The organism is Streptomyces sp. NPDC096079 (assembly GCF_040303145.1).
Taxonomy (GTDB): domain Bacteria; phylum Actinomycetota; class Actinomycetes; order Streptomycetales; family Streptomycetaceae; genus Streptomyces.
The window spans coordinates 371,728-394,239 of record NZ_JBEOST010000001.1; the positions used below are offsets into that span (position 1 = coordinate 371,728).

The following is a 22,512-nucleotide window of genomic DNA, read 5'->3' on the forward strand; positions in this document are numbered from 1 at the left end:
ATCACGAGAATTTCAGCCCCTTAGGGGAAAGAATCTCGGTTTCACAGGTATGAAGCTCACTCCTTGTGGGTACGCTCAGCCGAATTCGAGCCGCTCGGCCGGGGAGGACACCCGGGCGGTCAGCCGGTCGACCTCGTGGGCGGCGGTGCCCGCCACCCCGGACAGGAAGCCCTGGGCGCGGGGCGAGGCGGTAGCCCGCAGCCACTCGGGCGCTATCTCGATGACGGCGACCTTCACCCCGGTGCCGGCGAGGGCCAGGGGCAGGGTGTGCACGACCGTGGACGGGAAGCTGACGACCGTACGGCCGATGGGGCCGCGCCGGGCGATCAGTTCCAGGGGCAGTTCGGGCCGGACGACCTGGAGGCCCGTCTCGACCGCGATCCGGTGCAGCTTCTCGGCGCTCTCCCTGCGGTGCGCGAAGTAGCGGGTGGCGCCGTGGGCGCGGGCGAGCTCGCTCACCACGCGCGCGTAGTGGTCGGCGTCGACGACGCCCGTCTCGACGAGCGAGGTGCCGACCAGGTCGGCGCCGCCGGTGAGCAGCGGCGGCCCGAAGGTGTCGCGGGTCCAGGCGTACGCGTTCTCGGTGACGGTGACGCCGGGCGGGGCCTCCACGGGCAGCGAGGTGAAGATCTCGACCGTACGGCCCCGGGTCGGGGCAAGCTTGCGCCGGGCGAGGCTGGTGACGGGGGCGAGGACCAGCTCACGGGGGCCCAGGCTGCCCTTGCGGTGCCAGCGCACCAGGCGTTCGCCGCGGCCCAGCTGGGCCGCGAACTCCATGGTCGCGGTGCCGTCGTCGACGACCGTCAGGTGCCGGGGCGCGAACAGGGTCAGGAGGAGCTGGACGTACCGGGAGAACGGGTCACCGATGATCACCCGCTCCGCGGAGCGCAGCGGCCGGGCGAGCGAGCGCAGGGTGCGGACCAGCGCGCCCCGGCCGCTGCGGGCCTCCTGCCAGCGGACGGTGAGGCCCTGGTCGCGGGCCAGCTGGGCCATCCGGCGCAGCTGGCCCCGCGACATGGGGTCGGTCGGCGAGAGGACGACGACCGTCAGGGCGCCCGCCGGGTCACCGGTCGGCGGGGCCGCGCTCGCGGGCGCCGTCGGGACCGGGAGCCCGGGCCCGGCAAGAGCGCCGTCCGCCGTGTCCGCCGCTTCCGCCCCGGCCGGACGGCTCTCCACGACGCGGTTCCGCGTGTGCGCCCACTCCAGGACGTTCAGAAGCTGGACCGGGCTCTCGACGAACGCCAGCTGCCCGGTCATGCGGCGTCGGTGCCCTGGACCCGGCGGAGCTTCTTCATCGGGCCGAGCTCCGACTCGTAGACCTTCTTCACGCCGTCGCCGAGCGCGGTCTCGATGGTGCGGATGTCGCGGACGAGGCGCTGGAGGCCCTGCGGCTCGACGGAGGCGGCCTGGTCGGAGCCCCACATGGCGCGGTCGAGGGTGATGTGGCGCTCGACGAACGTGGCGCCGAGGGCGACGGCGGCGAGCGTGGTCTGGAGGCCGGTCTCGTGGCCGGAGTAGCCGATCGGGACGTTCGGGTACTCCTCCTGGAGCGTCTGGATGACGCGCAGGTTGAGCTCCTCGGCCTTGGCCGGGTAGGTCGAGGTGGCGTGGCACAGGAGGATGTTGTCGCTGCCCAGGACCTCGACCGCGTGGCGGATCTGCTTCGGCGTCGACATGCCCGTGGAGAGGATCACCGTGCGGCCGGTGGCGCGCAGCTCGCGCAGCAGCTCGTCGTCGGTGAGGGAGGCGGAGGCCACCTTGTGGGCGGGGACGTCGAACTTCTCCAGGAAGGCGACGGCCTCGGTGTCCCACGGGGAGGCGAACCAGTCGATCCCCTTCTCCTTGCAGTACTCGTCGATCTTGCGGTACTCGTCCTCGCCGAACTCCACGCGGTGGCGGTAGTCGATGTAGGTCATCCGGCCCCAGGGGGTGTCGCGCTCGATGTCCCACTGGTCGCGCGGGGTGCAGATCTCCGGGGTGCGCTTCTGGAACTTGACGGCGTCACAGCCGGCCTCGGCGGCCACGTCGATCAGCTTGAAGGCGTTGTCGAGGTCGCCGTTGTGGTTGATGCCGATCTCGCCGCAGACGTAGACGGAGTGGCCCGGGCCGGCGGTCTTGGTGCCGAAGGTGCGCAGACGGGTGCTCATGGTGGTTCCTTACGGGTTGGGGGTGTTCAGCTCGGGTCCGAGGAGCCAGGCGGCGATCTCGCGGATCGCTCCGGAGCCGCCCGGGGTGACGGTGACCGCGCGGGCGGCGGCCCGCACGGAGTCGTGGGCGCTGCTCACCGCGACGGGCCAGCCGACGAGGTGGAAGCAGGGCAGGTCGTTGACGTCGTTGCCGGCGTAGAGGACGCGCTGCGGGTCGATGCCCTCGGCCTCGCACCACTCCTTGAGGGCGCGGTCCTTGCGGTCGATGCCGTGCAGGACGGGGATCTTCAGCTTGCGGGCGCGGGCGGCGACCACGGCGTTCTGCTCGGTGGAGAGGATGAGGACGGGCAGTCCGGCGCGGCGCAGGGCCGCGATGCCGAGGCCGTCGCCGCGGTGCGCGGAGACGAACTCGCGCCCCTCGGCGTCGAGGTGGACCCGGTCGTCGGTCTGGGTGCCGTCGAAGTCGAGGACGACGGCGTCGACGTCGGCGAAGCCGGGCGTGACGGGCTCGTCGAGGAGCGGCGCGAGCGCCTTGGCGCGGGCGAGGTCGTGCGGGTCGTCGATCTCCAGGACCCGGGCGGGGTCGGTGACGACGAGGGCGGTGCGGCCGAAGAAGCGGTGCCCGTGGGTACGGAAGCCGGCCGCGTCCATCGCGTACACGGCGCCGGTCTCCAGGTACTCGGGCTCCCGGTCCTGGCGGCGCGGGCGGTACGCCTTGTCGTGGTTGACGCCGGTCGCGCCCGTCGCGCTGTCCTGGGGGTCGCGCCAGAGGAAGCCGTGGGACGGGGCCGCGGTGAAGGCGGTGTCGGCGGCGCCCGAGGTGATCCGCTCGGCGGTCTCGGCGACCTCGGCGGAGGTGAGGAAGGGGCTGGTGCACTGGACCAGGAGGACCACGTCGGCCGGGCGGCCGTGGGTGGCCTCGAAGGCGTCCATCGCGTGCAGGACGGCGGCCTCGCTGGTGGCCGTGTCGCCCGCGATCTCGGCGGGCCGCCGGACGGCCTCGGCGCCCGCGGTGCGGGCCGCCTGGGCGATGGTGGCGTCGTCGGTGGAGACCACGACGTGGGTGACGGTGCGGGCGCCGAGGCAGGCGTGGACGGCGCGGGAGACCAGCGGGACGCCGGCCACCGGGGCGAGGTTCTTGGCGGGCACGCCCTTCGAGCCGCCCCGGGCGGGGATGACGGCGAGGACGGTCGGCACGGTCGGGGTCATCACAGTTCTCCCAGGCGGCGGATGACGGGGGCGACGCGCTGCACGCCGTGGCGGTACGCGCCCCGCGCGGCCTCCCGGACGACCCGGCGCAGCCCGCTCTCGCGGGGCTCGGGCGCGGTGACGTCCAGGCGGTGGCGGGCGAGGATCCCCGGCAGGTAGCCGGGGGCCGTCTCCGCGGTGTAGTAGGGGCTGATCGGGGGCAGGGCGGGGAGCGCGAGGAGCTCCGCGACCCGCTCCCGGGCGGCGTCGAAGGCCGCCTCGTACGGGCTGTCGGAGGCGACGCCCTGGCGGGCGAGCCAGGTCTCGTCGGGTGCCGGCGCGTCCCTCATGTCGAGCCGGTCGAAGGAGGCCAGCAGGCCGGAGCCGACGAAGTGGTGGTTGCCGAGCGCCTCGCGGACCCCGAGGTCGGTGAGGATCGCGGTGGGGATCCGGCGGTGCAGCGCTTCGAGGGCGGCCGTGGAGGAGACGGTGACGAGGAGGTCGGTGCGGTCGAGCACCTCGCCCATGTGCCCGTACACGAGCCGGAAGTTGGCCGGCGGGTCGAGGTCGCGCACCAGCTTCTGGAAGGGGAACTCCTCCAGGTGCGTGGTGTGTTCGCCCGGCTTGGAGCGGAGCTTGAGGAGGACCTCGCGGTCCGGGTGCAGCCGGGCGTGGTCGACCAACCGCCGCAGCACGTAGGCACGTTCGGCCCGGGAGGCGGGCACGGAGGGCTGTGCGGCGAAGACCAGGGTGTCGCGGCCCGCCTCGGGGGCGTGCGGGGCGCCGCCGAGGAAGGGCAGCGCCGCCTCGACGACCGATCCGGCTCCGGCGCCCACGCCCTCGTACACGGCGCGGAAACGCTCGGCGTCGTGGCGCGAGTTGGCGAGGACCACGTCGGCGCCGTGGCGCAGCAGGAGCCCGTCGGTCAGCTTCTCGTAGACGACGCCGACGTAGCCGGTGACGATCACCGGGCGCCGGTCGAGGGCGAGGTCGGCCAGGCCCTGGAGGACGGCGCGGACGGTGCCGCCGACCAGGGCGAGCACGAGGACGTCGTATCCCTCGCCGCGCGCCTCCGCGTCCCGTATCGCGCGCAGGAACTCCGCGCCCGTCACCTCGCGCGGGGTGGCCGTGGACACCCCGGTCTCGGCGAGCTGGCGCGCGGTGGGCGTGGCCCGTCCGCGCAGGACGAATCCGGTGGGTTCGGCGCTCGCCGTGGTGATGCGGCGCGCGGTGAGGGCGCCCCATTTCCACCGGGTGTCGGAATCGGCGAGTACGGCGACCCGTACCGCTTCACTGCTGCTTGCTGGCACGTCGAGGACGCTAGAAGGGCATTCCGCTTTTCGGCCCAACTGGGCCACAACAAACGGTGAACAGAGCCTCTCCGACCGTTGAAGCGGGTCGATATCCGGACGTGCGGAGGCCGGTTTTCCCCGCGGGTAAAGGTGGTTAATCGGCCCGCCGCTTGGTGTTCACCGAAAGGCTGCCCGGCGGTCGGCGGTAATGCCGGGGCGGCACCTAGCGTCGGCCGCGTGGTCAAGCTCTCCGTCGTCGTGCCGTTCTACAACGTGCAGACATACGCCCCCGACACCCTCACGAGCCTGCGGGCCAACGCCCGCGAGGACTTCGAGTTCCTCCTCGTCGACGACTGCTCGTCCGACGGGACTCCCGAGATCCTCGAACGGGCCGCGCGCGAGCTCCCGGGTGCCGTCCTGATCAGGCACGAGCACAACGAGGGCCTCGCCACGGCCCGGAACACCGGCCTCGACGCCGCCCGCGGCGAGTACATCGCGTTCCTCGACGGGGACGACTGGCTCGCCCCCGGCTACTACGACCGGCTCGTCGCCGCGGCCGAGGAGCTGCGCTGCGACTTCCTGCGCACCGACCACGTGACGGTCACCGGCCGCAACCGCGCCGTGCGCCGGGCCCCCGTCCCCCGGCGCGGCGAGGTGCTGCGGCCGCGGGACGCGATCCTGCCGGCGCACCGGACGACCTCGGTCGACTACCCGTACGCCTGGGCCGGGATCTACCACCGGCGGCTCCTCGACCGGGGGCTGCTGCACTTCCCGCACGGCCTGCGGACGGCCGAGGACCGGCCCTGGATCTGGAAACTCCATCGCGAGGCGGAATCGTTCGCCGCGATCGGGGAACTCGGCGTGTTCTACCGGCGAGGGGTGGCGACCTCGCTCACCCAGATCGGTGATGTGCGGCAATTGGATTTCATCCGCGCATTCGATCAGGTGATCGAGGAAACGGCGCGGGACGCGGATGCCGATCTTCTTCTCCCGAAAGCCGTCCGCACCTATTGCGCGGTGATTTCCCACCACATCGGTTCCATCGAGAAGTTCGAACCCGAAGTGGCACGCCTGCTCAAGGCGATGAGCGCGGGCGCGCTGCGGCGGATGCCGCAGGACGTCCTCGACGAGGCCCTGGCGGCGATGGGCGGGGACCGCGCGACGACCCTGCGGCGCCTGCGCCGGCGCCGCCCCGCACCACCGCCGGCGGCCCCGGACGCCGGGGCGGGCGCGGGCACCGGGTCGACGGAGGTGGCCGCGTGAGCACCCGCCGGACCACCCAGATCTTCTGCGCCTCCACGCTCTACGGAGCGGTGACGCTCGCCGCCGCGCTCGACAGCGGCTGCTTCGGCACCGCCGACCGCCGGATCCTCCTCGTCACCAACAACGCGGCCGTGCCGGAGACGACCCCCGCCCTCGACGAGGCCGAGGGCTTCGAGCGACTGCGCGGCCGCTTCGACGCGGTGCTGTCCTGGAACGAGACGATCTCCCCGCTCCACCCGGCCGGCTGGACCCCGCGCCCGAGCGACCTCCCGCTGCTCCAGCGCCACCTCCGCAGGCTCTGGGACCTCGGCGAGGACCGCGTCGAACTCGCCCTGGAATCCCTCCAGGTGACGCCCGCGCTCGCCATCGCCCAGCTGCTTCCCGAGGCACCGATCACGGTGTACGCGGACGGGCTGATGAGCTACGGACCGACCCGCAACAAGATCGACCCGCTGATCGGCGGGCGCGTGGCCCGCCTGCTCCACCTGGACCTGGTCCCCGGGCTCGCGCCGCTGCTGCTCGCCGAGTTCGGGGCGGCGCCCGAGCCGGTGCCGACGGAGGCCTTCACGAAGGTCGTCGAGGAGCTGTCGGGACCGGCCGCCGGTGCCGCCGAGGAGGGTCCCGCGCTGCTCCTCGGCCAGTACCTCGCCGCGCTCGACCTGCTGACCGCGGCCGAGGAGGAGGAGCTGCACCTGCGGATGGTCCGGGGCGCGATCGCCCGCGGCCACCGGCGGCTCGTCTTCAAGCCGCACCCGACGGCCCCGGACTCCTGGACGCGGACGCTCGTGGAGACGGCGGCGGGACTGGGCGCCGAGCTGACCGTCGAGGACCGGCCGGTCCTCGCCGAGGCGCTCTACCGCGAGCTGCGGCCGGCGCTGGTCGTCGGCTGCTTCTCGACGGCGCTGCTCACGGCGGCCGCCTTCTACGGGCTGCCGGTCGCCCGGGTCGGCACGCGCCCCCTCCTGGAGCGGCTCACCCCGTTCCAGAACAGCAACCGCATCCCGCTCACCGTCGTCGACGCGGTCGTCCCGCCCCTGGAGGACGAGGCCGCCGGTGCCGCGATCGGTACGGAGGAGCTGAACGACCTGGTCGCGGCGGTCGGCTTCGCGATGCAGCCGAAGATCCGCCCGGAGCTGCGGGAGCCCGCCGTACGGCACCTGTCGGGACCGCTGGCCGAGCACACCCGGCACCACTTCACCCGGCGCCGCCTCACCGTCCTCGGCCTGCCGGGCGGCCTGCCGATCCCCCGCCACCCGAAGGTCCGCCGCCTGGCGCGCCGCGCGCTGCGACTGCGCAAGGCGCTCCGGAAGTAGCGGACGACGCAGCGGGCCCGGGAAACCCGTGCGGGGGTTCCCGGGCCCGTGGGGCGTCAGGAGCGGACGATCGGCTCCTGGATCTCGGTCACCCAGCCGGCGGGGTCCTCCGGGCACTCCAGGTACAGCTCACGGGCGTAGCCCGTCGACCGGTGGCCGTTGGTGTCGATCCAGGCCGCCAGGGTCTGCACGGTCGGCAGGATCTCGTCCATCGAACCGCGGTGGACGATGGTGGCCGCCTCCTCGATGCCGGGAAGGACGTGCACCTCGACGCCCTCCGCCGCGGCGCCCTCGGGGACGGTCGTGGCGGCGTGCACCCGGACCGAGCCGTCCCCCTGGCCCGCGTCCTCGTAGTACGCGACGGCCGGGCCGAAGCCGGTGACTCCCGCGGCCTCCAGACGGCCGCACAGCTCCTCGTACAGCGGTCCGATCACCGGGGTGATGTCCTCGGGGCCGTAGCTCGCGGCGACCGCGCTCAGCTCGGCGACCCGGACCGGGGGGACCTTCTTGACGACGACGTCCTGCGTGGACATGCGTCCCTCGCTCTCGATGGCGTGGAGCCTCGCACCGACCTGGGCGAGCCGGGCCCGCGCCGCCTCCAGGGCGGCCTCCAGCTCGGCCTGGCGCAGGCGCAGCATCCCCCGCAGCTCCTCCGCGCCGATCTCGTCCCGGAGGATGGCCCCCACCTGGTCGAGGGTGAAGCCGAGGTCCTTGAGCGCGATGACGCGGTGGAGCGTGGCGAGCTGGTCCGCCGAGTAGAAGCGGTAGCCGCTGTGCGGGTCGACGCGGGCCGGGCGCAGCAGTCCGATGGCGTCGTAGTGGCGCAGCATCCGGACCGACACCCGCCCGTGCCGGGCGAAGTCTCCGATGGTGAACATGACGCCCCCTACGGAACGGCCTCACACGGTGTGAGGGTCAAGCACCGGCCGTGGAGAGCTTCACGGCGAAGCCGAGGAAGAGGGCGCCGGCGGCGGTGGTGGCGCCCGCGGAGAGGCGCCTGCGGCGGCGGAAGGCGGCGGCGAGGCGGGTGCCGCCGAAGATCAGGGTCGTCAGGTAGAGGAAGCTGCCGAGCTGGAGCAGGGTGCCGAGGACCAGGAAGGACACGGCCGGGTAGGCGTAGGACGGGTCCACGAACTGCACGAAGAAGGAGATCAGGAAGAGGATCGCCTTCGGGTTGAAGAGGCTGATGATCAGTGCCCGGCGGTACGGGTGCTCGGACGGCCCGGCGTCCGGCTCGGCCGCGGTCTCGGCGGGGGTCTCGTGCCGGGTGCGCCACATGGCCAGGGCGGCCCGGAGCATCCCGATCGCCATCCAGGTCAGATAGCCCGCGCCCGCGTACTTCACGATCATGAAGAGGAGCGGGGTGGTCTGGAGCAGCGAGGCGGCGCCGAGCGCGGCGAGCGTCATCAGGACGGCGTCGCCGGTGAACACCCCGGCGGCGGCCTGGTATCCGGTCCGGGTGCCCTTGCGGGCGGCGACGGACAGCACGTAGAGCGAGTTCGGCCCCGGGAGGAGGATGATGAGGACGAGCCCGGCGAGATAGGTCGGCAGATCGGTGACACCCAGCATGAAGCGGAGTGTCGCACACCGGTACGACATTCCGCTTTAAGTTTCAACAGGCGGAAGGGGTCAGAACGCGTCGGTCGGGACGTACGTGCCCCAGACGGCGCGCAGGGCGTCGCAGACCTCTCCGACGGTGGCCCGCGCCCTGAGCGCCTCCTTCATCGGGGGGAGGACGTTCTCCGTGCCCTCCGCCGCCTTCCGCAGCCCGGCGAGCCCCGCCTCCACGGCCGGACGGTCGCGCTCGGCGCGCAGCCTCGCGAGCCGCTCGGCCTGCCGGGCCTCGATCGCGGGGTCGACGCGCAGCGGCTCGTAGGGCTCCTCGACGTCCATCCGGTAGCGGTTGACGCCGACCACGACCCGCGCGCCGGAGTCCGTCTCCCGCGCGATCCGGTAGGCGGACCGCTCGATCTCGTCCTTCTGGAAGCCCCGCTCGATGGCGGCGACCGCACCGCCCATCTCCTCGACCCGGCCCATCAGCTCCAGGGCCGCGGCCTCGACGTCGTCGGTCATCCTCTCGACGACGTACGAGCCGGCGAACGGGTCGACGGTCGCGGTCACGTCCGTCTCGTACGCGAGGACCTGCTGGGTGCGCAGGGCGAGGCGCGCGGACTTGTCCGTCGGCAGGGCGATGGCCTCGTCGAAGGAGTTGGTGTGCAGCGACTGGGTGCCGCCGAGGACGGCCGCCAGGCCCTGCACGGCGACCCTGACGAGGTTGACCTCGGGCTGCTGGGCGGTGAGCTGGACGCCGGCGGTCTGGGTGTGGAAGCGGAGCATCAGCGACTTGGGGTTCTCCGCGCCGAACTCCTCCCTCATCACCCGCGCCCAGATCCGGCGGGCCGCCCGGAACTTGGCCACCTCCTCCAGGATCGTCGTCCGCGCCACGAAGAAGAACGAGAGGCGCGGCGCGAAGTCGTCGACGTCCATGCCGGCGGCGACGGCCGTCCGGACGTACTCGATGCCGTCGGCGAGGGTGAACGCGATCTCCTGCGCGGGCGAGGCACCGGCCTCGGCCATGTGGTAGCCGGAGATCGAGATGCTGTTCCACTTCGGGATCTCGGCCCGGCAGTACCGGAAGGTGTCGGCGATCAGCCGCAGCGAGGGCTTCGGCGGGAAGATGTACGTGCCGCGGGCGATGTACTCCTTGAGCACGTCGTTCTGGATCGTGCCGGTCAGCCGGTCAGCCGGGACGCCCTGCTCCTCGGCGACGAGCTGGTAGAGCAGGAGGAGGAGGGCGGCGGGGGCGTTGATGGTCATCGACGTGGAGACCTCGCCCAGCGGGATCCCGTCGAAGAGGACGCGCATGTCGTCGATCGAGTCGACGGCGACGCCGACCTTGCCGACCTCGCCGTGCGCGATCGGTGCGTCGGAGTCGTGGCCCATCTGGGTCGGCAGGTCGAAGGCGACCGAGAGGCCCGTGGTGCCGTTGGCGATGAGCTGCTTGTAGCGGGCGTTGGACTCGGCGGCGGTGCCGAAGCCCGCGTACTGCCGCATGGTCCAGGGCCGCCCGGTGTACATCGAGGGGTACACGCCACGCGTGAAGGGGTACGCGCCCGGCTCGCCCAGCTTCTCGGTGGGATCCCATCCGTCCAGGGCGCCCGGCCCGTAGACCGGTTCGATGGGCAGCCCCGACTCCGACTCGCGCGCCATGCGTGTGCCTCCCGGTAGACCTGTTCCTCCCAGGATGCGCGGTCGGTGCCCGGGGTGCGCAACCACACGCGCGCGGAAAGCATCCCTAGGTACACACGACGCACCTCGGGGGGCAATCATGAAGCGGTCTTCGGCCGTCATACGCAGAGTGGTCCTGGCAGCGGCGGCGGTGGCGCTCGCCGCCGGCTGCACGCCGGACGCGTCCGGATCCGGTCCGGCCACGGGGGGTACGAGCACGGCACCCGCGCCGAGCTCGGCCGCGCCGACCGACGCCCCGACCTCGGACGGCAAGCCGCCGTCCCCCTCCGCCACGACGCCGACGGGCACGCCCTCCACCGGGACGGCCGCGCCGAAGCCCCTCCTGGGCGACGGGGACGAGAACGAACAGGTGCGCGAGCTCCAGGCGCGACTGCGGCAGCTGGACTTCTTCGACCGCGCGCCCACCGGTTTCTACGGGACGATGACGGCGGGCGCGGTCAAGAAGTTCCAGGCGCGCCGGGGACTCCCGGAGACCGGCTCGGTCGACGCGGCGACCTGGCAGCAGCTGCTCTCCGCGAGCCGGACGCCGACCGCCGACGAGCTGAAGCCGTCGACGACGAACAAGCTGGACACCCCGGACCCGCGGTGCCTGACCGGGCGGGTGCTGTGCATCAGCAAGGAGAGCCGGACCCTCGCCTGGATGATCGACGGCAAGGTCGTCTCGTCGATGGACGTCCGCTTCGGCTCCGAGAACACGCCGACCCGTGAGGGCCTGTTCACGGTGGAGTGGAAGGCGAAGGACTGGACGTCGACGATCTACCACACCCCCATGCCGTACGCGATGTTCTTCAGCCGCGGCCAGGCGGTGCACTACTCGGCGGACTTCGCGGCGCGCGGTTACGACGGGGCCTCGCACGGCTGCGTCAACGTCCGGGACCGGGCCAAGCTCTCGGAGCTCTTCGACCAGGTGAAGCCCGGCGACAAGGTGGTCGTCCACTGGTAGTCCCCCGTGGTGGTGGACCACCGGGAGGAAGAAGGGGCGCGGGTGGGACCGGGGGAACGTGTCCCACCCGCGCCGGGTGCGCGGAGCCGTAGGTACGGGGGGAACCCCGGCTCTCTGCGCTGCCGATGACCAGTCGGCATTTCTTACTGCGCCGACGGGCCGAGAAGTGTTACACCCCGAGCGGAACGCGCGCCTCGGCGGTGATTCCCCCGGGCAGCGCGACGGTGATCGCGGCCTGGAGACGGGCGTCGGGGAGGATGCTCCCGGCCCGGCTGCCGGTGCCGCCCCCGGAGGACCGGCCGCCCTTGCCGTCGCCCGTGGAGCCGTCCTTCGATCCGCCGTCGGACCCGCCGGTGCCCTCGGAGTCGCCCTTGCCGTCGTCTTTGGAGCCGTCTCCGGACCCGTCCCGGCCGTCGTCCTTCGGGGTTCCGGCGTCACCGGAGAGGATCCGGTCGCAGTAGCGGCTCAGCGTCTCGCCGGAGCGCAGGGTGTTCGTGAGCTGTCGTCGGCCGCCGGCGTCGAGCTTGCCCGTGCGGTACTGCCGACAGGCCTTGAGGAGCTTCTCACGGAGGGCGGCGGCGCCGGTGCCGTCCGGGCCCGAGGTCGTCCTGCCCGGTTCCGGGGCGGCCGTCCGCGGGGTGGCCGTGCCGCGCCCGTCCGGGGCGCGGGGGGTGGGTGCGGTGGACCCGGAGTCGGCCGAGGGGGACGGGCCGGGCGTGGAGCCGCCGTCGCCCGGTTCCGTCGGGGGTGCCTCGGGGTCCCGGCGTATGCCGGGCTCCTTCGAGACGAGCGGGTCCGCCGTCTCCCCCGCCGAGACCGAGCTGGCGGGCGCCGGGCCGACCAGCGGCAGCACGCCCGTGCCGGCGGCGACGGCGACGCCGCCGACCGTGACGGCGGCGACCGCGGCGGCCAGTCCGTAGCGCAGGGAGCGTCCCCAGCGGCGGGCCGGGACGGCGGCGGGCGCGAGCCGCACCCGGCCGAGGTCGGCGACGGCGGTGCGGCCGCCGGGGACGGGAGCGGCGGCGGGCGCGGCGAGGGGCGCCGCGGCGGTCGCGGCGCGTTCGGCGGTGGCCTTGCGGAAGGCGGCGAGCGCCGCGGCCTCACCCGGGAGCTCGCTGCCGTCGGCCGACGGGGCGGCGGGGGTACGGGCCGTGCCGAGGGCCTGGGCGAGGCGCTCGGCCTGGTGGCGGGCATGGTCGTCGACGGCCTCGACCGGCTCGCCCCGGAGCAGCCGCTCCGCGGCCTCCTGATCGAGCCACTGGTACCGCTCGTCGGCCATCACATGTCCTTCTGCGTACGCGGACGTGATTGCGTCACACCGCTGGGAGCCACGGCCCCCGGTGTGCGGCCGCGTTGCGGAGGGACACCGTCCAGGGGGACGACGGTTCCGCCGGTGCCGTCCGGCCCGTCGTGCCCGCCGTCGGCCCCGAGGAGTTCGGCGAGCTTCTTGAGCCCCCGGTGTGCGGCGGTGCGCACGGCTCCGGGGCGTTTGCCCAGGGTGTCGGCGGCGCTCTTGGCGTCGAGGCCGACGACGACGCGCAGGACGACGGCCTCGGCCTGGTCCTGGGGGAGCTGGGCGATCAGGTGCATGGTGTCGCCGGTGGCGAGGGCCTCCAGGGCCTCGCCCGCCGTGTCGGAGTCGGCGGGCTTGTCGGTGAGTTCGGTCTCGTCGGCGCCGACGGCGGGCCTGCGGCCGCGCATCCGCATGTGGTCGAGGGCGCGGTTGCGGGCGATCCGGGCGGCCCAGCCGCGGAACCGGTCGGCGTCGCCGTCGAAGCGGTCCAGGTCACGGGCTATCTGGAGCCAGGACTCGGAGGCGACGTCCTCGGCGTCCGCGTCGCCGACCAGCGTGCGTATGTAGCCGAGCAGCCGGGGTTGCACGGCGCGATACACAGTACGGAAGGCGTTCTCGTCCCCGTCCTGCGCAGCGAGCACCGCGGCCGTCAGCTCCGCGTCGTCCCCCAGCACTCCCCAAACCCTGTTCGTCGGTGACGTGGTCGCGCCCGCGTGATCGCGGCTGGTCACCACCGCCACGCTGCCTCGCGCACCTGCACGCTACGTCGTGTCGCGGCGTCACGTCCACGCGGTCCGGGGTCTTTGTACAACTTGCAACCTTCGGGCGGCCGCGCGGGTGTGACAGAAACCGCACCCGTGGCGCTGATAGGAGTACGGAGCCGTGCTGCGGCTCCGTGGATGACGACCGGGGCCTCTCCTGTGGGGGGTGGCGGCCCCGGTCGTCTCCCTTTTCCCCTCACTCCCCCCTGTTTCTCACCCGTTCGCGCGATCCCGCGTCTCCAGGGGTGGATTCCACCCTTCGAGTGTCAACCGACCGTTGACAGCAGACCACTGTCAACCTAGGGTTGCCTCATGACGAATCCAGTCGGTGCACCGATCCCCGTCCGTCTCGACGAACTCATCGAAGCCATCAAGAAGGTCCATCCGGACGCCCTGGAGCAGCTCTCCGGCGCGGTCATCGCGGCGGACCACCTCGGCGACGTCGCCGACCACCTCATCGGCCACTTCGTGGACCAGGCGCGACGCTCCGGCGCCTCCTGGACCGACATCGGGCGCAGCATGGGCGTCACCCGCCAGGCGGCCCAGAAGCGCTTCGTGCCCAAGGGCCCCGACGACGCCCAGATGGACCCGAACGCGGGATTCAGCCGCTTCACCCCGCGCGCCCGCAAGGTGGTCGTCGCCTCGCAGGAGGAGGCCAGGGCGGCCGAGCACGCCGAGATCGTGCCCGGTCACCTCGCCCTCGGCCTGCTCGCCGACCCCGAGTCGCTCGCCATGCGGTGGCTGACCGGGCACGGCGTAACGGAGGCGGCGGTGCGCGAGGCGGTGGCCCCGACGCTGCCGTCGCGGGCCGAGACGATCCCGGCACTGATCCCGTTCGACGCGGACTCCAAGAAGGTCCTGGAGCTGACGTTCCGCGAGGCCCTGCGCCTCGGCCACAACTACGTCGGCACCGAGCACATCCTGCTGGCCCTCCTGGAGCAGGAGGACGGACGGGGCGTGCTGAGCGGGCTCGGCCTGGACAAGGCCACGACGGAGCGGGAGATCGCGGAGGCGGTCGCCGCGGTCGTGATCGAGGCGCCCGCGTCCGAGTAGAGCGGCCGGCGGGGGAGCCCCGCCGGCCGGGCCGGAGTCGTGCGAGCCCGATCGGCGAGGCGCCCCTCAGGCCGTGCGGGCGCGGCGGGAGACGACCGCGCGCAGCACCCGCCCGCCTTCGACGGAGAGCTCTCGCGCCCGGCGCAGTCCGGTCGGGCCGTGGGCGACGGTTTCGAGGACGGCCTGCTGACGGCGCAGCTCCCCGGCGAGCAGCGGGCCCGCGCCGTCGGCGTCCCCGGCCCGGCAGCGCTCGACGAGGCCGTCGGGCAGCTCGCCCGCGTCGTACCGTCCGTGCAGGGCGAGCGCCGCGACGGAGCAGTCGTCGGCCCAGACGCGCAGGGCGTCGGCGGTCCAGTCGGCCGGGGCCTGGGCGAGCATCGCGCGGACGGCCGCGCCGTCCCCCGCACCGTCGGGGTCGAGTGCGACGCGGGCCTTGGCGACGGCCTCGCCCCAGGCGTCCCCGTCCCCCCGCGCGACGGCCGCCCACACGGGGCGGAGGGCGTCGGCGCCGTCGGGGGCGAGCAGCGGCAGACAGCGGTCGAGGCAGGCGAGTCCGGCCGCGGCCAGCCCTCGCGCGTCGGCCCCGTCGATCAGTTCCAGCAGGCTCCGGCCGTTCCCCGACGTCATGGACGCCTCCTCGCCACCCGATGCGGACGCAGTACTTCTCCTACTGCGCCGAGGGGCGCTTTTTCGTCACTGCGCGGCCGGAATCATGCCAGTGGCCTTGGCGTGCTGCATAGAGGTCAGACGGCGGACGAAGAGGATCGCGAGGACGGCGGCGACGACGTTGACGGAGTAGCTCGCAAGGGCCCATGCGGCGGCGCTGTCCCAGGCCTCCGGCGTGTCGGCCCCCTTGGACATCTGCGTGGCGGCCCTTTCCATGACCCAGTCGAGGATCCAGAAGACCCACCACGCGTTCAGGAGCGTCAGCTCCCGGGTGCCGTCGGCGGCATACGGCTGCCAGCGGCTCGCCCGCCAGATGTCGACGGCGATCACCCGTGGGATCCAGAGGTTGCCGATCGGTACGAACCAGCCGCCGATGGCCCAGCCGGGCTTCCGTCCCTGCAGGTCGGCGGCCCAGACCTCGGCGTTGTGCCGCAGCCGGTGGAACCAGACGACGAAGATGACGGCGGTCGCCACGAAGACGAGGAACTGCAGGCGGTAGGCCGGGTTCAGGTCGACCGACCCGAACTCGGCCGGATCGAAGGTGTAGGGCATCGCGTCGGCCATCAGCCAGCGGGCCTCGACCAGACCGAGCAGGACGTCGAAGAAGATGTTGCCGGCCAGCAGGGCCACGACGGCCTTCGCGAGACCGTTCGGATTCTTGAGCGTGAGCAATTGGTTCCCCCCAGGAACACGCGGCGTTCGCCGCCGGGGGAACGTACGCGATCCGGACCGATCGCGTCCACGACAAAAATCAGCGCACCTTCGCCGCCAGCGCCTTGAACTGCTCCCAGGTCAGCGTCGGTTTCGCCGGGTCCCAGAGCTTCTGCGCGAGGGCCGCGAGCGGCAGCCGGATGCCGTCCGCCACCTGCGCCTGCGTCTGGGCCCTCGGCAGGTCGCCCCAGACCGCGAAGCGGGCGCCCAGGATCTGGGGGTCGTACCGCGCCGGCACGGGGGTGGTGCCGCGCACCACGAGCGGCGTCCACTGCTCGTAGATCCGGCGGCCGGTGGGGTACGTGAAGTCGTTGGGCTGGCCGAGGACGTAGTACAGGTACTCGTCGTTGAGGTTGACCAGCTTCCGGCCCGCACTCAGGTACGAGACGGGCTGCCGGGCCCCGATCTCCTTGCCCGTCCAGTACTCGACCTCCAGGTCCTTCGCGGCGCTCACCACGCCGCCCGTGAAGAAGCCGTCGTTCCACGCCTTGAGGGTCTTCCCGGTGGGCCGCACGACGGCCGCGCGGTCGTTGAGCCAGCCGGTGGCGAGGTCCTGGACGCGGCCGGACGGCCCGTACTTCGCGCGCGCGGCCGCCGCCAGCTTCGGGTAGCTCGCCTCGGGGTTCTTGGACATGAGGGCGACGTACTCGTCGGCGCCGAGGTGCCAGTACGCCCCGGGGAAGAGCCCGGTGTACTCGCGCAGCAGGTCGTCGACGATCCGGGCCGCGGCGGGATCCGCGATGTCCACGGCCCCGCGCGGGGTCCGGCCGCTCGCGCTCACGAGCTGGAGGCCGGGGTGGGCGGCGATGACCGCGCCGAGGTGTCCCGGCGAGTCGATCTCGGGGACGACCGTGACGTGCCGGCTCGCCGCGAGGGCGAGGATCCGGCGGACCTCGGCCTTGGTGAGGTGCTGCGCCGACACGACCTCGGGGTGGCTCTCGGACTCGATCCGGAAGCCCTGGTCGTCGGAGAAGTGCAGGCCGAGCTGGTTGAGCTTGAGGTCGCCCATCTCCCGGATGCGGTCCTCCAGCCAGGCCGCGGTGAAGGGCTTCCGGGCGATGTCGACGTTGAGCCCGCGCTGCGGCTTCGCCGGCCGGTCGGTGACCGTGCCCTCGGGCATCGCCCCGGTGGCCTTCACCGACTGCTTGAGCGTGCGGGTGCCGTAGAAGACCCCGGCCTCGTCGGGACCGGCGATCCGGACGCGGTCGCCCTTGACGGTCAGCGTGTACGACTCGGGGGCGCCGGTCCCGCCCAGGGCCAGTTCGACGTCCCCGGGTCCGGCCGCGGCGGCGCCCCGGTAGGGGATGCCGAGTTCCCCGGCGATCAGCCGCCCCTCGTCGGCGAGGGCCTCGCTGTGCGCGGCGAGGACGACCCCGCCGGTGGACGCGGGCTTCCAGCCGGGGCCGCGGGCGGGCTCGTGGGCGCGGACGGAGGGGACCGTGCGGGGTGCCGTGGAGAGGGGGTAGCTCTTCGTGGGCGTCGGTGTCGGCGTGGGCGTCGGGCTGGGCGGCGCGGCGCTCGTGGGCGCGCTGCTCGCGGAGGCGCCGGAGGAGGACGGACCTGACGGAGAACCGTTCGAGCAGGCCGCCACGGTGGCCAGTGCCACCGCGGCCGCCAGGAGGGCGGGGCCTCGGCGAGGCCCCCGGACGGAGTACCGCATCACACGGAATCCTCCCGCACGGACGGCGGTCCGACCAATCGGGGGAACGTCGGCCCGACCGGAACCCGGTCGTCCATCACACGTTCCGAAACTCTCCCTTCCGGGTGAAATTCGCGCATCCGTCGGACACTTCCCTCGTCCCGTCGATAACGTTGAGTCACGCCCACCCCACCCGTCCCGGAGTACCGGAGCCCACGCTGACCAGCGACACCCATGCCCCCTGCCGGAAGCCGGGCTCCACGGACACGCCTGCCATACCTGCCCAGCAGGGCACCGCCCGGCACCTCTCGGGGCTCGTCCGCTTCAACGCCGCACCGGCCCGGGCCGCGGAGGCGCTCCTGCTCGACTGCTGCGCGAGCCGCCGCTGGGCCGAGCGATTGGGCGCGCACCGCCCGTACCCGACGCTCGACGCGCTGCTCGCCGCCGCGGACGAGGCCTCCTACGACCTGTCGCGGGCCGATCTCGACGAGGCGCTCGCCGCCGAGTCCGCCGCCATCCCGCACCCCGACGCCCCGCCGGCGGCCCTCATGGCACTGGGCGCGGCCCACGCCGCGTACGAGAGCCGCTTCGGGCACGCCTTCGTGATCAGCCTGGACGGCGTCCGGCACGACGAGCGGCTCGACCGGGTACTGGCCGGCATCCGGTCACGTCTCGGCAACGAACCGGAGGAGGAGCGTGTGGTGGCCGCCGACGAACTGCGCCGGCTCGCCCGCGCCCGCCTCACCTTCGGCGTCACCACGCCGTGAATTCGCCCGGAACGCGGCGATTCGGTCTCGTGCGATAGTCCGTCCGTGCCTGTTTGATCACACTGACGGACCCCGCGCGAGCGAACCGACAAGTCGTCGCTACGATGACCGGGGCCGGTGGACCGTACCCGGCCGGGTCAGACCGACAGAGAAGCCGGCCGACCCCGATCCCCGCTCCCGGAGGGTTTTTCCGTGCCGGCTGGAACGCTGTACCGCGGCCGGGAAGGAATGTGGTCCTGGGTGGCTCATCGAGTCACCGGCGTCCTCATCTTCTTCTTCCTGTTCGTACACGTGCTGGACACCGCTCTCGTCCGCGTCTCCCCCGAGGCGTACGACGAGGTCGTCGCGACCTACAAGACGCCGATCGTCGCTCTTCTGGAGTACGGCCTGGTCGCCGCCATCCTCTTCCACGCGCTGAACGGCCTCCGGGTCATCGCCGTGGACTTCTGGTCCAAGGGCCCGCGCTACCAGAAGCAGATGCTCTGGACCGTCGTGGGCATCTGGGTCGTGCTGATGGCGGGCTCCCTGTACCCCGTCCTCGGCCACGCCGCACGTGAACTGTTCGGGAGCTGACGCCACTCATGTCTGCTGACACGACCTCCGCAGCGATCGGCCCCGTCGAGGGCGGCGCGCACTACGACGTGGACAACCCCGCGCCGTACATCGAGGCCCCCCGCAAGCGCACGGGCAAGACCCCGCGCGCGACCCGCGGCAACTTCGAGATGGCCGCGTGGCTCTTCATGCGCCTCTCGGGCGTGGTCCTCGTCGTCCTGGTCCTCGGCCACCTGCTGATCCAGCTCTTCCTGGACGGCGGCGTCTCCAAGGTCGGCTTCGCGTTCGTCGCCGGCCGCTGGGCGTCCCCGTTCTGGCAGGTCTGGGACCTGCTGATGCTCTGGCTCGCCATGCTGCACGGCGCCAACGGCCTCCGTACGGTCATCAACGACTACGCGGAGCGGGCCAACACGCGCCTGTGGCTCAAGGGCCTGCTGTACACCGCCACGGTGTTCACCATCCTTCTGGGCACGCTGGTGATCTTCACCTTCGACCCGAACATCCGCTAGGCACGGGGCTGAGGTAATCCACTCATGAAGATCCACAAGTACGACACCGTCATCGTCGGCGCCGGCGGCGCCGGCATGCGCGCCGCCATCGAGTCGACGAAGCGCAGCCGCACCGCCGTGCTGACGAAGCTCTACCCCACCCGCTCCCACACGGGCGCCGCGCAGGGCGGCATGGCCGCCGCGCTGGCGAACGTGGAGGAGGACAACTGGGAGTGGCACACCTTCGACACGGTCAAGGGCGGTGACTACCTGGTCGACCAGGACGCCGCCGAGATCCTGGCGAAGGAGGCCATCGACGCCGTCCTCGACCTGGAGAAGATGGGCCTGCCGTTCAACCGCACCCCGAACGGCACCATCGACCAGCGCCGCTTCGGCGGTCACTCCCGCAACCACGGCGAGGCCCCGGTCCGCCGGTCCTGCTACGCCGCGGACCGCACCGGCCACATGATCCTCCAGACGCTGTACCAGAACTGCGTCAAGGAGGGCGTGGAGTTCTTCAACGAGTTCTACGTCCTCGACCAGCTGATCACCGAGGTCGACGGGGTCAAGCACTCCGCGGGCGTCGTCGCCTACGAGCTGGCCACCGGCGAGATCCACATCTTCCAGGCCAAGGCCGTCATCTACGCCTCCGGCGGCACCGGCAAGTTCTTCAAGGTGACCTCCAACGCGCACACCCTGACCGGTGACGGCCAGGCCGCCTGCTACCGCCGCGGTCTGCCCCTGGAGGACATGGAGTTCTTCCAGTTCCACCCGACGGGCATCTGGCGCATGGGCATCCTGCTGACGGAGGGCGCCCGCGGTGAGGGCGGCATCCTCCGCAACAAGGACGGCGAGCGCTTCATGGAGAAGTACGCGCCGGTCATGAAGGACCTCGCGTCCCGTGACGTCGTCTCCCGCTCCATCTACACGGAGATCCGCGAGGGCCGCGGCTGCGGTCCCGAGGGCGACCACGTCTACCTGGACCTGACGCACCTCCCGCCGGAGCAGCTGGACGCCAAGCTGCCCGACATCACCGAGTTCGCGCGCACGTACCTCGGCATCGAGCCCTACACGGACCCGATCCCGATCCAGCCCACCGCGCACTACGCCATGGGCGGCATCCCGACGAACGTCGAGGGTGAGGTCCTGTCGGACAACACCACCGTCGTCCCGGGCCTGTACGCGGCCGGCGAGGTCGCCTGTGTCTCCGTGCACGGCGCCAACCGCCTCGGCACCAACTCGCTGCTGGACATCAACGTCTTCGGCAAGCGTTCGGGCATCGCCGCGGCCGAGTACTCCGCCAAGAGCGACTTCGTCGAGCTTCCGGAGAACCCGGAGTCCATGGTCGTCGCGCAGATCGAGAAGCTGCGCAACTCCACGGGCAACGAGCGGGTCGCCGACCTGCGCCGTGAGCTCCAGGAGACGATGGACGCCAACGTGATGGTGTTCCGCACGGAGCAGACCATCAAGACGGCGGTCGAGAAGATCGCCGAGCTGCGCGAGCGCTACGAGAACGTGTCCATCCAGGACAAGGGCAAGCGCTTCAACACGGACCTCCTGGAGGCCATCGAGCTGGGCAACCTGCTCGAACTGGCCGAGGTCATGGCCGTCTCGGCCCTGGCGCGCAAGGAGTCCCGCGGTGGTCACTACCGCGAGGACTACCCGAACCGCGACGACGTCAACTTCATGCGCCACACCATGGCGTACCGCGAGGTCGGCGAGGACGGCTCCGAGACCGTCCGTCTCGACTACAAGCCGGTCGTGACGACCCGCTACCAGCCGATGGAGCGTAAGTACTGATGGCTACCCCCGTACTGGACAAGGTCGAGGCGGAGTCCGCCGCCTCCCCGTACATCACGGTCACCATGCGGATCCGCCGCTTCAACCCCGAGGTGTCGGACGCAGCGGTCTGGGAGGACTTCCAGATCGAGATCGACCCGAAGGAGCGCGTGCTCGACGCCCTTCACAAGATCAAGTGGGACGTCGACGGCACGCTGACCTTCCGTCGCTCCTGCGCGCACGGCATCTGCGGCTCGGACGCGATGCGGATCAACGGCAAGAACAGGCTCGCCTGCAAGACGCTGATCAAGGACATCAACCCCGAGAAGCCGATCACGGTCGAGGCCATCAAGGGCCTGACGGTGCTCAAGGACCTCGTGGTCGACATGGAGCCGTTCTTCCAGGCGTACCGGGACGTCATGCCGTTCCTCGTCACCAAGGGGAACGAGCCGACCCGCGAGCGTCTGCAGTCCGCCGAGGACCGCGAGCGCTTCGACGACACCACCAAGTGCATCCTGTGCGCCGCGTGCACGTCGTCCTGCCCGGTCTTCTGGAACGACGGCCAGTACTTCGGTCCGGCCGCGATCGTCAACGCGCACCGCTTCATCTTCGACTCGCGTGACGAGGCGGGCGAGCAGCGCCTGGAGATCCTGAACGACAAGGACGGCGTGTGGCGCTGCCGCACGACGTTCAACTGCACGGACGCGTGCCCGCGTGGCATCGAGGTCACGAAGGCCATCCAGGAAGTCAAGCGCGCGCTCATCACGCGCCGCTTCTGACCGCCGGGTTCGGTGCTTCGGCCCGCTTCTGTACGCTGCGGCGTGCAGGAGCGGGCTTTTTCTTTCTGGAGAGCGGGGACTGATGAGCGAGCCGAACCCTTACGCGGACGGTGAGTACAAGTGGGGGCCCGGGCAGCAGGGCGGGGCGGCCGGGGGGCCGGCGTACGGCTACCCGCAGGACGCGACGCCCGGATACGGGTACCCGCAGTCGCCGCCGTCCTACCAGCCGACCCTGCCGGGTGGCGTGCCGGTGCCGCCGCAGCACGCGCCGGCCGGCGGCGGGGCGCCGGTGCTGAGCCTCGGTGACATCACCGTGGTCGGCGACCAGATCATCACGCCGGCCGGCGCCATGCCGCTCAAGGGCGCGGTGTGGAACGCGATGGACATGTCGCGGACCGAGGAGAAGATGCCGACGGTCGCGATCGTGCTCGCGGTCGTCTTCTTCATCTTCTGCCTGCTCGGCCTGCTGTTCCTGCTGATGAAGGAGAAGAGCACGACCGGCTTCATCCAGGTCACGGTGACCAGCGGCGGCCGCCACCACTCGACGATGATCCCGGCGACGGGCCCGGACACCATCCACTGGGTGATGGGTCAGCTCAACTACGCGCGCTCGCTGAGCATGTGACGG

Annotated in this window: 22 protein-coding genes; 10 read left to right on the forward strand and 12 right to left on the reverse strand. The window is 72.1% G+C overall.

Annotated elements, in window-relative coordinates; genetic code table 11:
• Positions 1–75 precede the first annotated feature (75 nt).
• The 4 genes from ABTY59_RS01745 to ABTY59_RS01760 are packed head-to-tail and all read right to left on the reverse strand — an operon-like array spanning position 76 to position 4,645.
• The gene (locus tag ABTY59_RS01745) at positions 76–1,257 is read right to left on the reverse strand and encodes a hypothetical protein (protein ID WP_352016917.1); all 1,182 of its coding nucleotides are present in this window, start codon (positions 1,255–1,257) and stop codon (positions 76–78) included.
• The gene (locus tag ABTY59_RS01750) at positions 1,254–2,147 is read right to left on the reverse strand and encodes an N-acetylneuraminate synthase family protein (RefSeq protein ID WP_352016918.1); all 894 of its coding nucleotides are present in this window, start codon (positions 2,145–2,147) and stop codon (positions 1,254–1,256) included. Before ABTY59_RS01750 ends, ABTY59_RS01745 begins: the two co-directional genes overlap by 4 nt.
• Positions 2,148–2,156: 9 nt before the next feature.
• The gene (locus tag ABTY59_RS01755) at positions 2,157–3,356 is read right to left on the reverse strand and encodes a cytidylyltransferase domain-containing protein (protein WP_352016919.1); all 1,200 of its coding nucleotides are present in this window, start codon (positions 3,354–3,356) and stop codon (positions 2,157–2,159) included.
• Positions 3,356–4,645, reverse strand: coding sequence for a DUF6716 putative glycosyltransferase (locus ABTY59_RS01760; protein WP_352016920.1), 1,290 nt, complete (start codon positions 4,643–4,645; stop codon positions 3,356–3,358). Before ABTY59_RS01760 ends, ABTY59_RS01755 begins: the two co-directional genes overlap by 1 nt.
• 219 nt (positions 4,646–4,864) lie before the next feature.
• On the opposite strand from ABTY59_RS01760, the gene ABTY59_RS01765 reads away from it, so the two are divergent.
• A complete protein-coding gene (locus ABTY59_RS01765) occupies positions 4,865–5,890 on the forward strand; it encodes a glycosyltransferase family 2 protein (protein ID WP_352016921.1) in 1,026 nt (341 codons plus the stop codon).
• On the forward strand, positions 5,887–7,203 hold the full coding sequence (locus ABTY59_RS01770) for a polysialyltransferase family glycosyltransferase (protein ID WP_352016922.1): 1,317 nt from the start codon (positions 5,887–5,889) through the stop codon (positions 7,201–7,203). The genes ABTY59_RS01765 and ABTY59_RS01770 overlap by 4 nt, the downstream gene beginning before the upstream one ends.
• 56 nt (positions 7,204–7,259) lie before the next feature.
• On the opposite strand, the gene ABTY59_RS01775 is transcribed toward ABTY59_RS01770, so the two are convergent.
• The 3 genes from ABTY59_RS01775 to ABTY59_RS01785 are packed head-to-tail and all read right to left on the reverse strand — an operon-like array spanning position 7,260 to position 10,413.
• Positions 7,260–8,081 carry a MerR family transcriptional regulator gene (locus ABTY59_RS01775; RefSeq protein WP_352016924.1) on the reverse strand — a complete coding sequence of 274 codons (822 nt, stop codon included), beginning with the start codon at positions 8,079–8,081 and terminating at the stop codon, positions 7,260–7,262.
• Positions 8,082–8,118: 37 nt separating this feature from the next.
• Entirely contained in the window at positions 8,119–8,772 is a 654-nt protein-coding gene (gene leuE / locus ABTY59_RS01780; RefSeq protein WP_352016925.1) for a leucine efflux protein LeuE, read from the reverse strand.
• A gap of 60 nt (positions 8,773–8,832) precedes the next feature.
• Entirely contained in the window at positions 8,833–10,413 is a 1,581-nt protein-coding gene (locus ABTY59_RS01785; protein WP_352016926.1) for an acyl-CoA mutase large subunit family protein, read from the reverse strand.
• 118 nt (positions 10,414–10,531) lie between these two features.
• Between ABTY59_RS01785 and ABTY59_RS01790 the strand changes: the two genes are divergently transcribed.
• Positions 10,532–11,395 (forward strand): L,D-transpeptidase family protein, encoded by an 864-nt coding sequence (locus ABTY59_RS01790; protein WP_352016927.1) that lies wholly within the window; start codon positions 10,532–10,534, stop codon positions 11,393–11,395.
• A gap of 169 nt (positions 11,396–11,564) precedes the next feature.
• Here ABTY59_RS01790 and ABTY59_RS01795 read toward each other — a convergent pair whose 3' ends face one another.
• The gene (locus tag ABTY59_RS01795) at positions 11,565–12,674 is read right to left on the reverse strand and encodes a hypothetical protein (protein ID WP_352016928.1); all 1,110 of its coding nucleotides are present in this window, start codon (positions 12,672–12,674) and stop codon (positions 11,565–11,567) included.
• Positions 12,674–13,363 carry an RNA polymerase sigma factor gene (locus ABTY59_RS01800; protein ID WP_352016929.1) on the reverse strand — a complete coding sequence of 230 codons (690 nt, stop codon included), beginning with the start codon at positions 13,361–13,363 and terminating at the stop codon, positions 12,674–12,676. The genes ABTY59_RS01795 and ABTY59_RS01800 overlap by 1 nt, the downstream gene beginning before the upstream one ends.
• A gap of 399 nt (positions 13,364–13,762) precedes the next feature.
• Between ABTY59_RS01800 and ABTY59_RS01805 the strand changes: the two genes are divergently transcribed.
• On the forward strand, positions 13,763–14,503 hold the full coding sequence (locus ABTY59_RS01805) for a Clp protease N-terminal domain-containing protein (protein WP_352016930.1): 741 nt from the start codon (positions 13,763–13,765) through the stop codon (positions 14,501–14,503).
• Positions 14,504–14,569: 66 nt separating this feature from the next.
• Here the strand turns inward: ABTY59_RS01805 and ABTY59_RS01810 are convergent, their stop codons facing one another.
• The 3 genes from ABTY59_RS01810 to ABTY59_RS01820 form a co-directional block, all read right to left on the reverse strand.
• Entirely contained in the window at positions 14,570–15,130 is a 561-nt protein-coding gene (locus tag ABTY59_RS01810; protein ID WP_352016931.1) for a hypothetical protein, read from the reverse strand.
• Positions 15,131–15,196: 66 nt separating this feature from the next.
• Positions 15,197–15,841: a DUF4328 domain-containing protein gene (locus ABTY59_RS01815; RefSeq protein ID WP_352016932.1), complete on the reverse strand. Its 645-nt coding sequence runs from the start codon at positions 15,839–15,841 to the stop codon at positions 15,197–15,199.
• Between the two features lie 79 nt (positions 15,842–15,920).
• Positions 15,921–17,540: a beta-N-acetylhexosaminidase gene (locus ABTY59_RS01820; protein ID WP_352016933.1), complete on the reverse strand. Its 1,620-nt coding sequence runs from the start codon at positions 17,538–17,540 to the stop codon at positions 15,921–15,923.
• 152 nt (positions 17,541–17,692) lie between these two features.
• On the opposite strand from ABTY59_RS01820, the gene ABTY59_RS01825 reads away from it, so the two are divergent.
• The 6 genes from ABTY59_RS01825 to ABTY59_RS01850 all read left to right on the forward strand — a co-directional run bounded on the left by ABTY59_RS01825 (position 17,693) and on the right by ABTY59_RS01850 (position 22,509).
• A complete protein-coding gene (locus ABTY59_RS01825; RefSeq protein WP_352016934.1) occupies positions 17,693–18,286 on the forward strand; it encodes a 2-oxo-4-hydroxy-4-carboxy-5-ureidoimidazoline decarboxylase in 594 nt (197 codons plus the stop codon).
• 192 nt (positions 18,287–18,478) lie between these two features.
• The gene (gene sdhC / locus ABTY59_RS01830; RefSeq protein ID WP_015035721.1) at positions 18,479–18,859 is read left to right on the forward strand and encodes a succinate dehydrogenase, cytochrome b556 subunit; all 381 of its coding nucleotides are present in this window, start codon (positions 18,479–18,481) and stop codon (positions 18,857–18,859) included.
• Between the two features lie 8 nt (positions 18,860–18,867).
• Positions 18,868–19,347 carry a succinate dehydrogenase hydrophobic membrane anchor subunit gene (locus ABTY59_RS01835; RefSeq protein ID WP_329854277.1) on the forward strand — a complete coding sequence of 160 codons (480 nt, stop codon included), beginning with the start codon at positions 18,868–18,870 and terminating at the stop codon, positions 19,345–19,347.
• A gap of 24 nt (positions 19,348–19,371) precedes the next feature.
• Positions 19,372–21,126, forward strand: a complete 1,755-nt coding sequence (gene sdhA, locus ABTY59_RS01840; RefSeq protein WP_352016935.1) for a succinate dehydrogenase flavoprotein subunit — start codon at positions 19,372–19,374, stop codon at positions 21,124–21,126.
• Entirely contained in the window at positions 21,126–21,884 is a 759-nt protein-coding gene (locus ABTY59_RS01845; protein ID WP_041130880.1) for a succinate dehydrogenase iron-sulfur subunit, read from the forward strand. The genes sdhA and ABTY59_RS01845 overlap by 1 nt, the downstream gene beginning before the upstream one ends.
• Before the next feature lie 82 nt (positions 21,885–21,966).
• The gene (locus ABTY59_RS01850; protein WP_352016936.1) at positions 21,967–22,509 is read left to right on the forward strand and encodes a hypothetical protein; all 543 of its coding nucleotides are present in this window, start codon (positions 21,967–21,969) and stop codon (positions 22,507–22,509) included.
• Positions 22,510–22,512 lie beyond the last annotated feature (3 nt).

Bases quoted from the DNA above. Each gene is read 5' to 3' on its own strand.
- sdhA (WP_352016935.1), top strand. From the start codon at position 19,372: ATGAAGATCCACAAGTACGACACCGTCATCGTCGGCGCCGGCGGCGCC.
- ABTY59_RS01775 (WP_352016924.1), bottom strand. From the start codon at position 8,081: ATGTTCACCATCGGAGACTTCGCCCGGCACGGGCGGGTGTCGGTCCGG.
- ABTY59_RS01745 (WP_352016917.1), bottom strand. From the start codon at position 1,257: ATGACCGGGCAGCTGGCGTTCGTCGAGAGCCCGGTCCAGCTTCTGAAC.
- ABTY59_RS01790 (WP_352016927.1), top strand. From the start codon at position 10,532: ATGAAGCGGTCTTCGGCCGTCATACGCAGAGTGGTCCTGGCAGCGGCG.
- leuE (WP_352016925.1), bottom strand. From the start codon at position 8,772: ATGCTGGGTGTCACCGATCTGCCGACCTATCTCGCCGGGCTCGTCCTC.
- ABTY59_RS01805 (WP_352016930.1), top strand. From the start codon at position 13,763: ATGACGAATCCAGTCGGTGCACCGATCCCCGTCCGTCTCGACGAACTC.
- ABTY59_RS01795 (WP_352016928.1), bottom strand. From the start codon at position 12,674: ATGGCCGACGAGCGGTACCAGTGGCTCGATCAGGAGGCCGCGGAGCGG.
- ABTY59_RS01850 (WP_352016936.1), top strand. From the start codon at position 21,967: ATGAGCGAGCCGAACCCTTACGCGGACGGTGAGTACAAGTGGGGGCCC.
- ABTY59_RS01835 (WP_329854277.1), top strand. From the start codon at position 18,868: ATGTCTGCTGACACGACCTCCGCAGCGATCGGCCCCGTCGAGGGCGGC.
- ABTY59_RS01820 (WP_352016933.1), bottom strand. From the start codon at position 17,540: ATGCGGTACTCCGTCCGGGGGCCTCGCCGAGGCCCCGCCCTCCTGGCG.
- ABTY59_RS01750 (WP_352016918.1), bottom strand. From the start codon at position 2,147: ATGAGCACCCGTCTGCGCACCTTCGGCACCAAGACCGCCGGCCCGGGC.
- ABTY59_RS01810 (WP_352016931.1), bottom strand. From the start codon at position 15,130: ATGACGTCGGGGAACGGCCGGAGCCTGCTGGAACTGATCGACGGGGCC.
- ABTY59_RS01755 (WP_352016919.1), bottom strand. From the start codon at position 3,356: ATGACCCCGACCGTGCCGACCGTCCTCGCCGTCATCCCCGCCCGGGGC.
- ABTY59_RS01785 (WP_352016926.1), bottom strand. From the start codon at position 10,413: ATGGCGCGCGAGTCGGAGTCGGGGCTGCCCATCGAACCGGTCTACGGG.
- ABTY59_RS01845 (WP_041130880.1), top strand. From the start codon at position 21,126: ATGGCTACCCCCGTACTGGACAAGGTCGAGGCGGAGTCCGCCGCCTCC.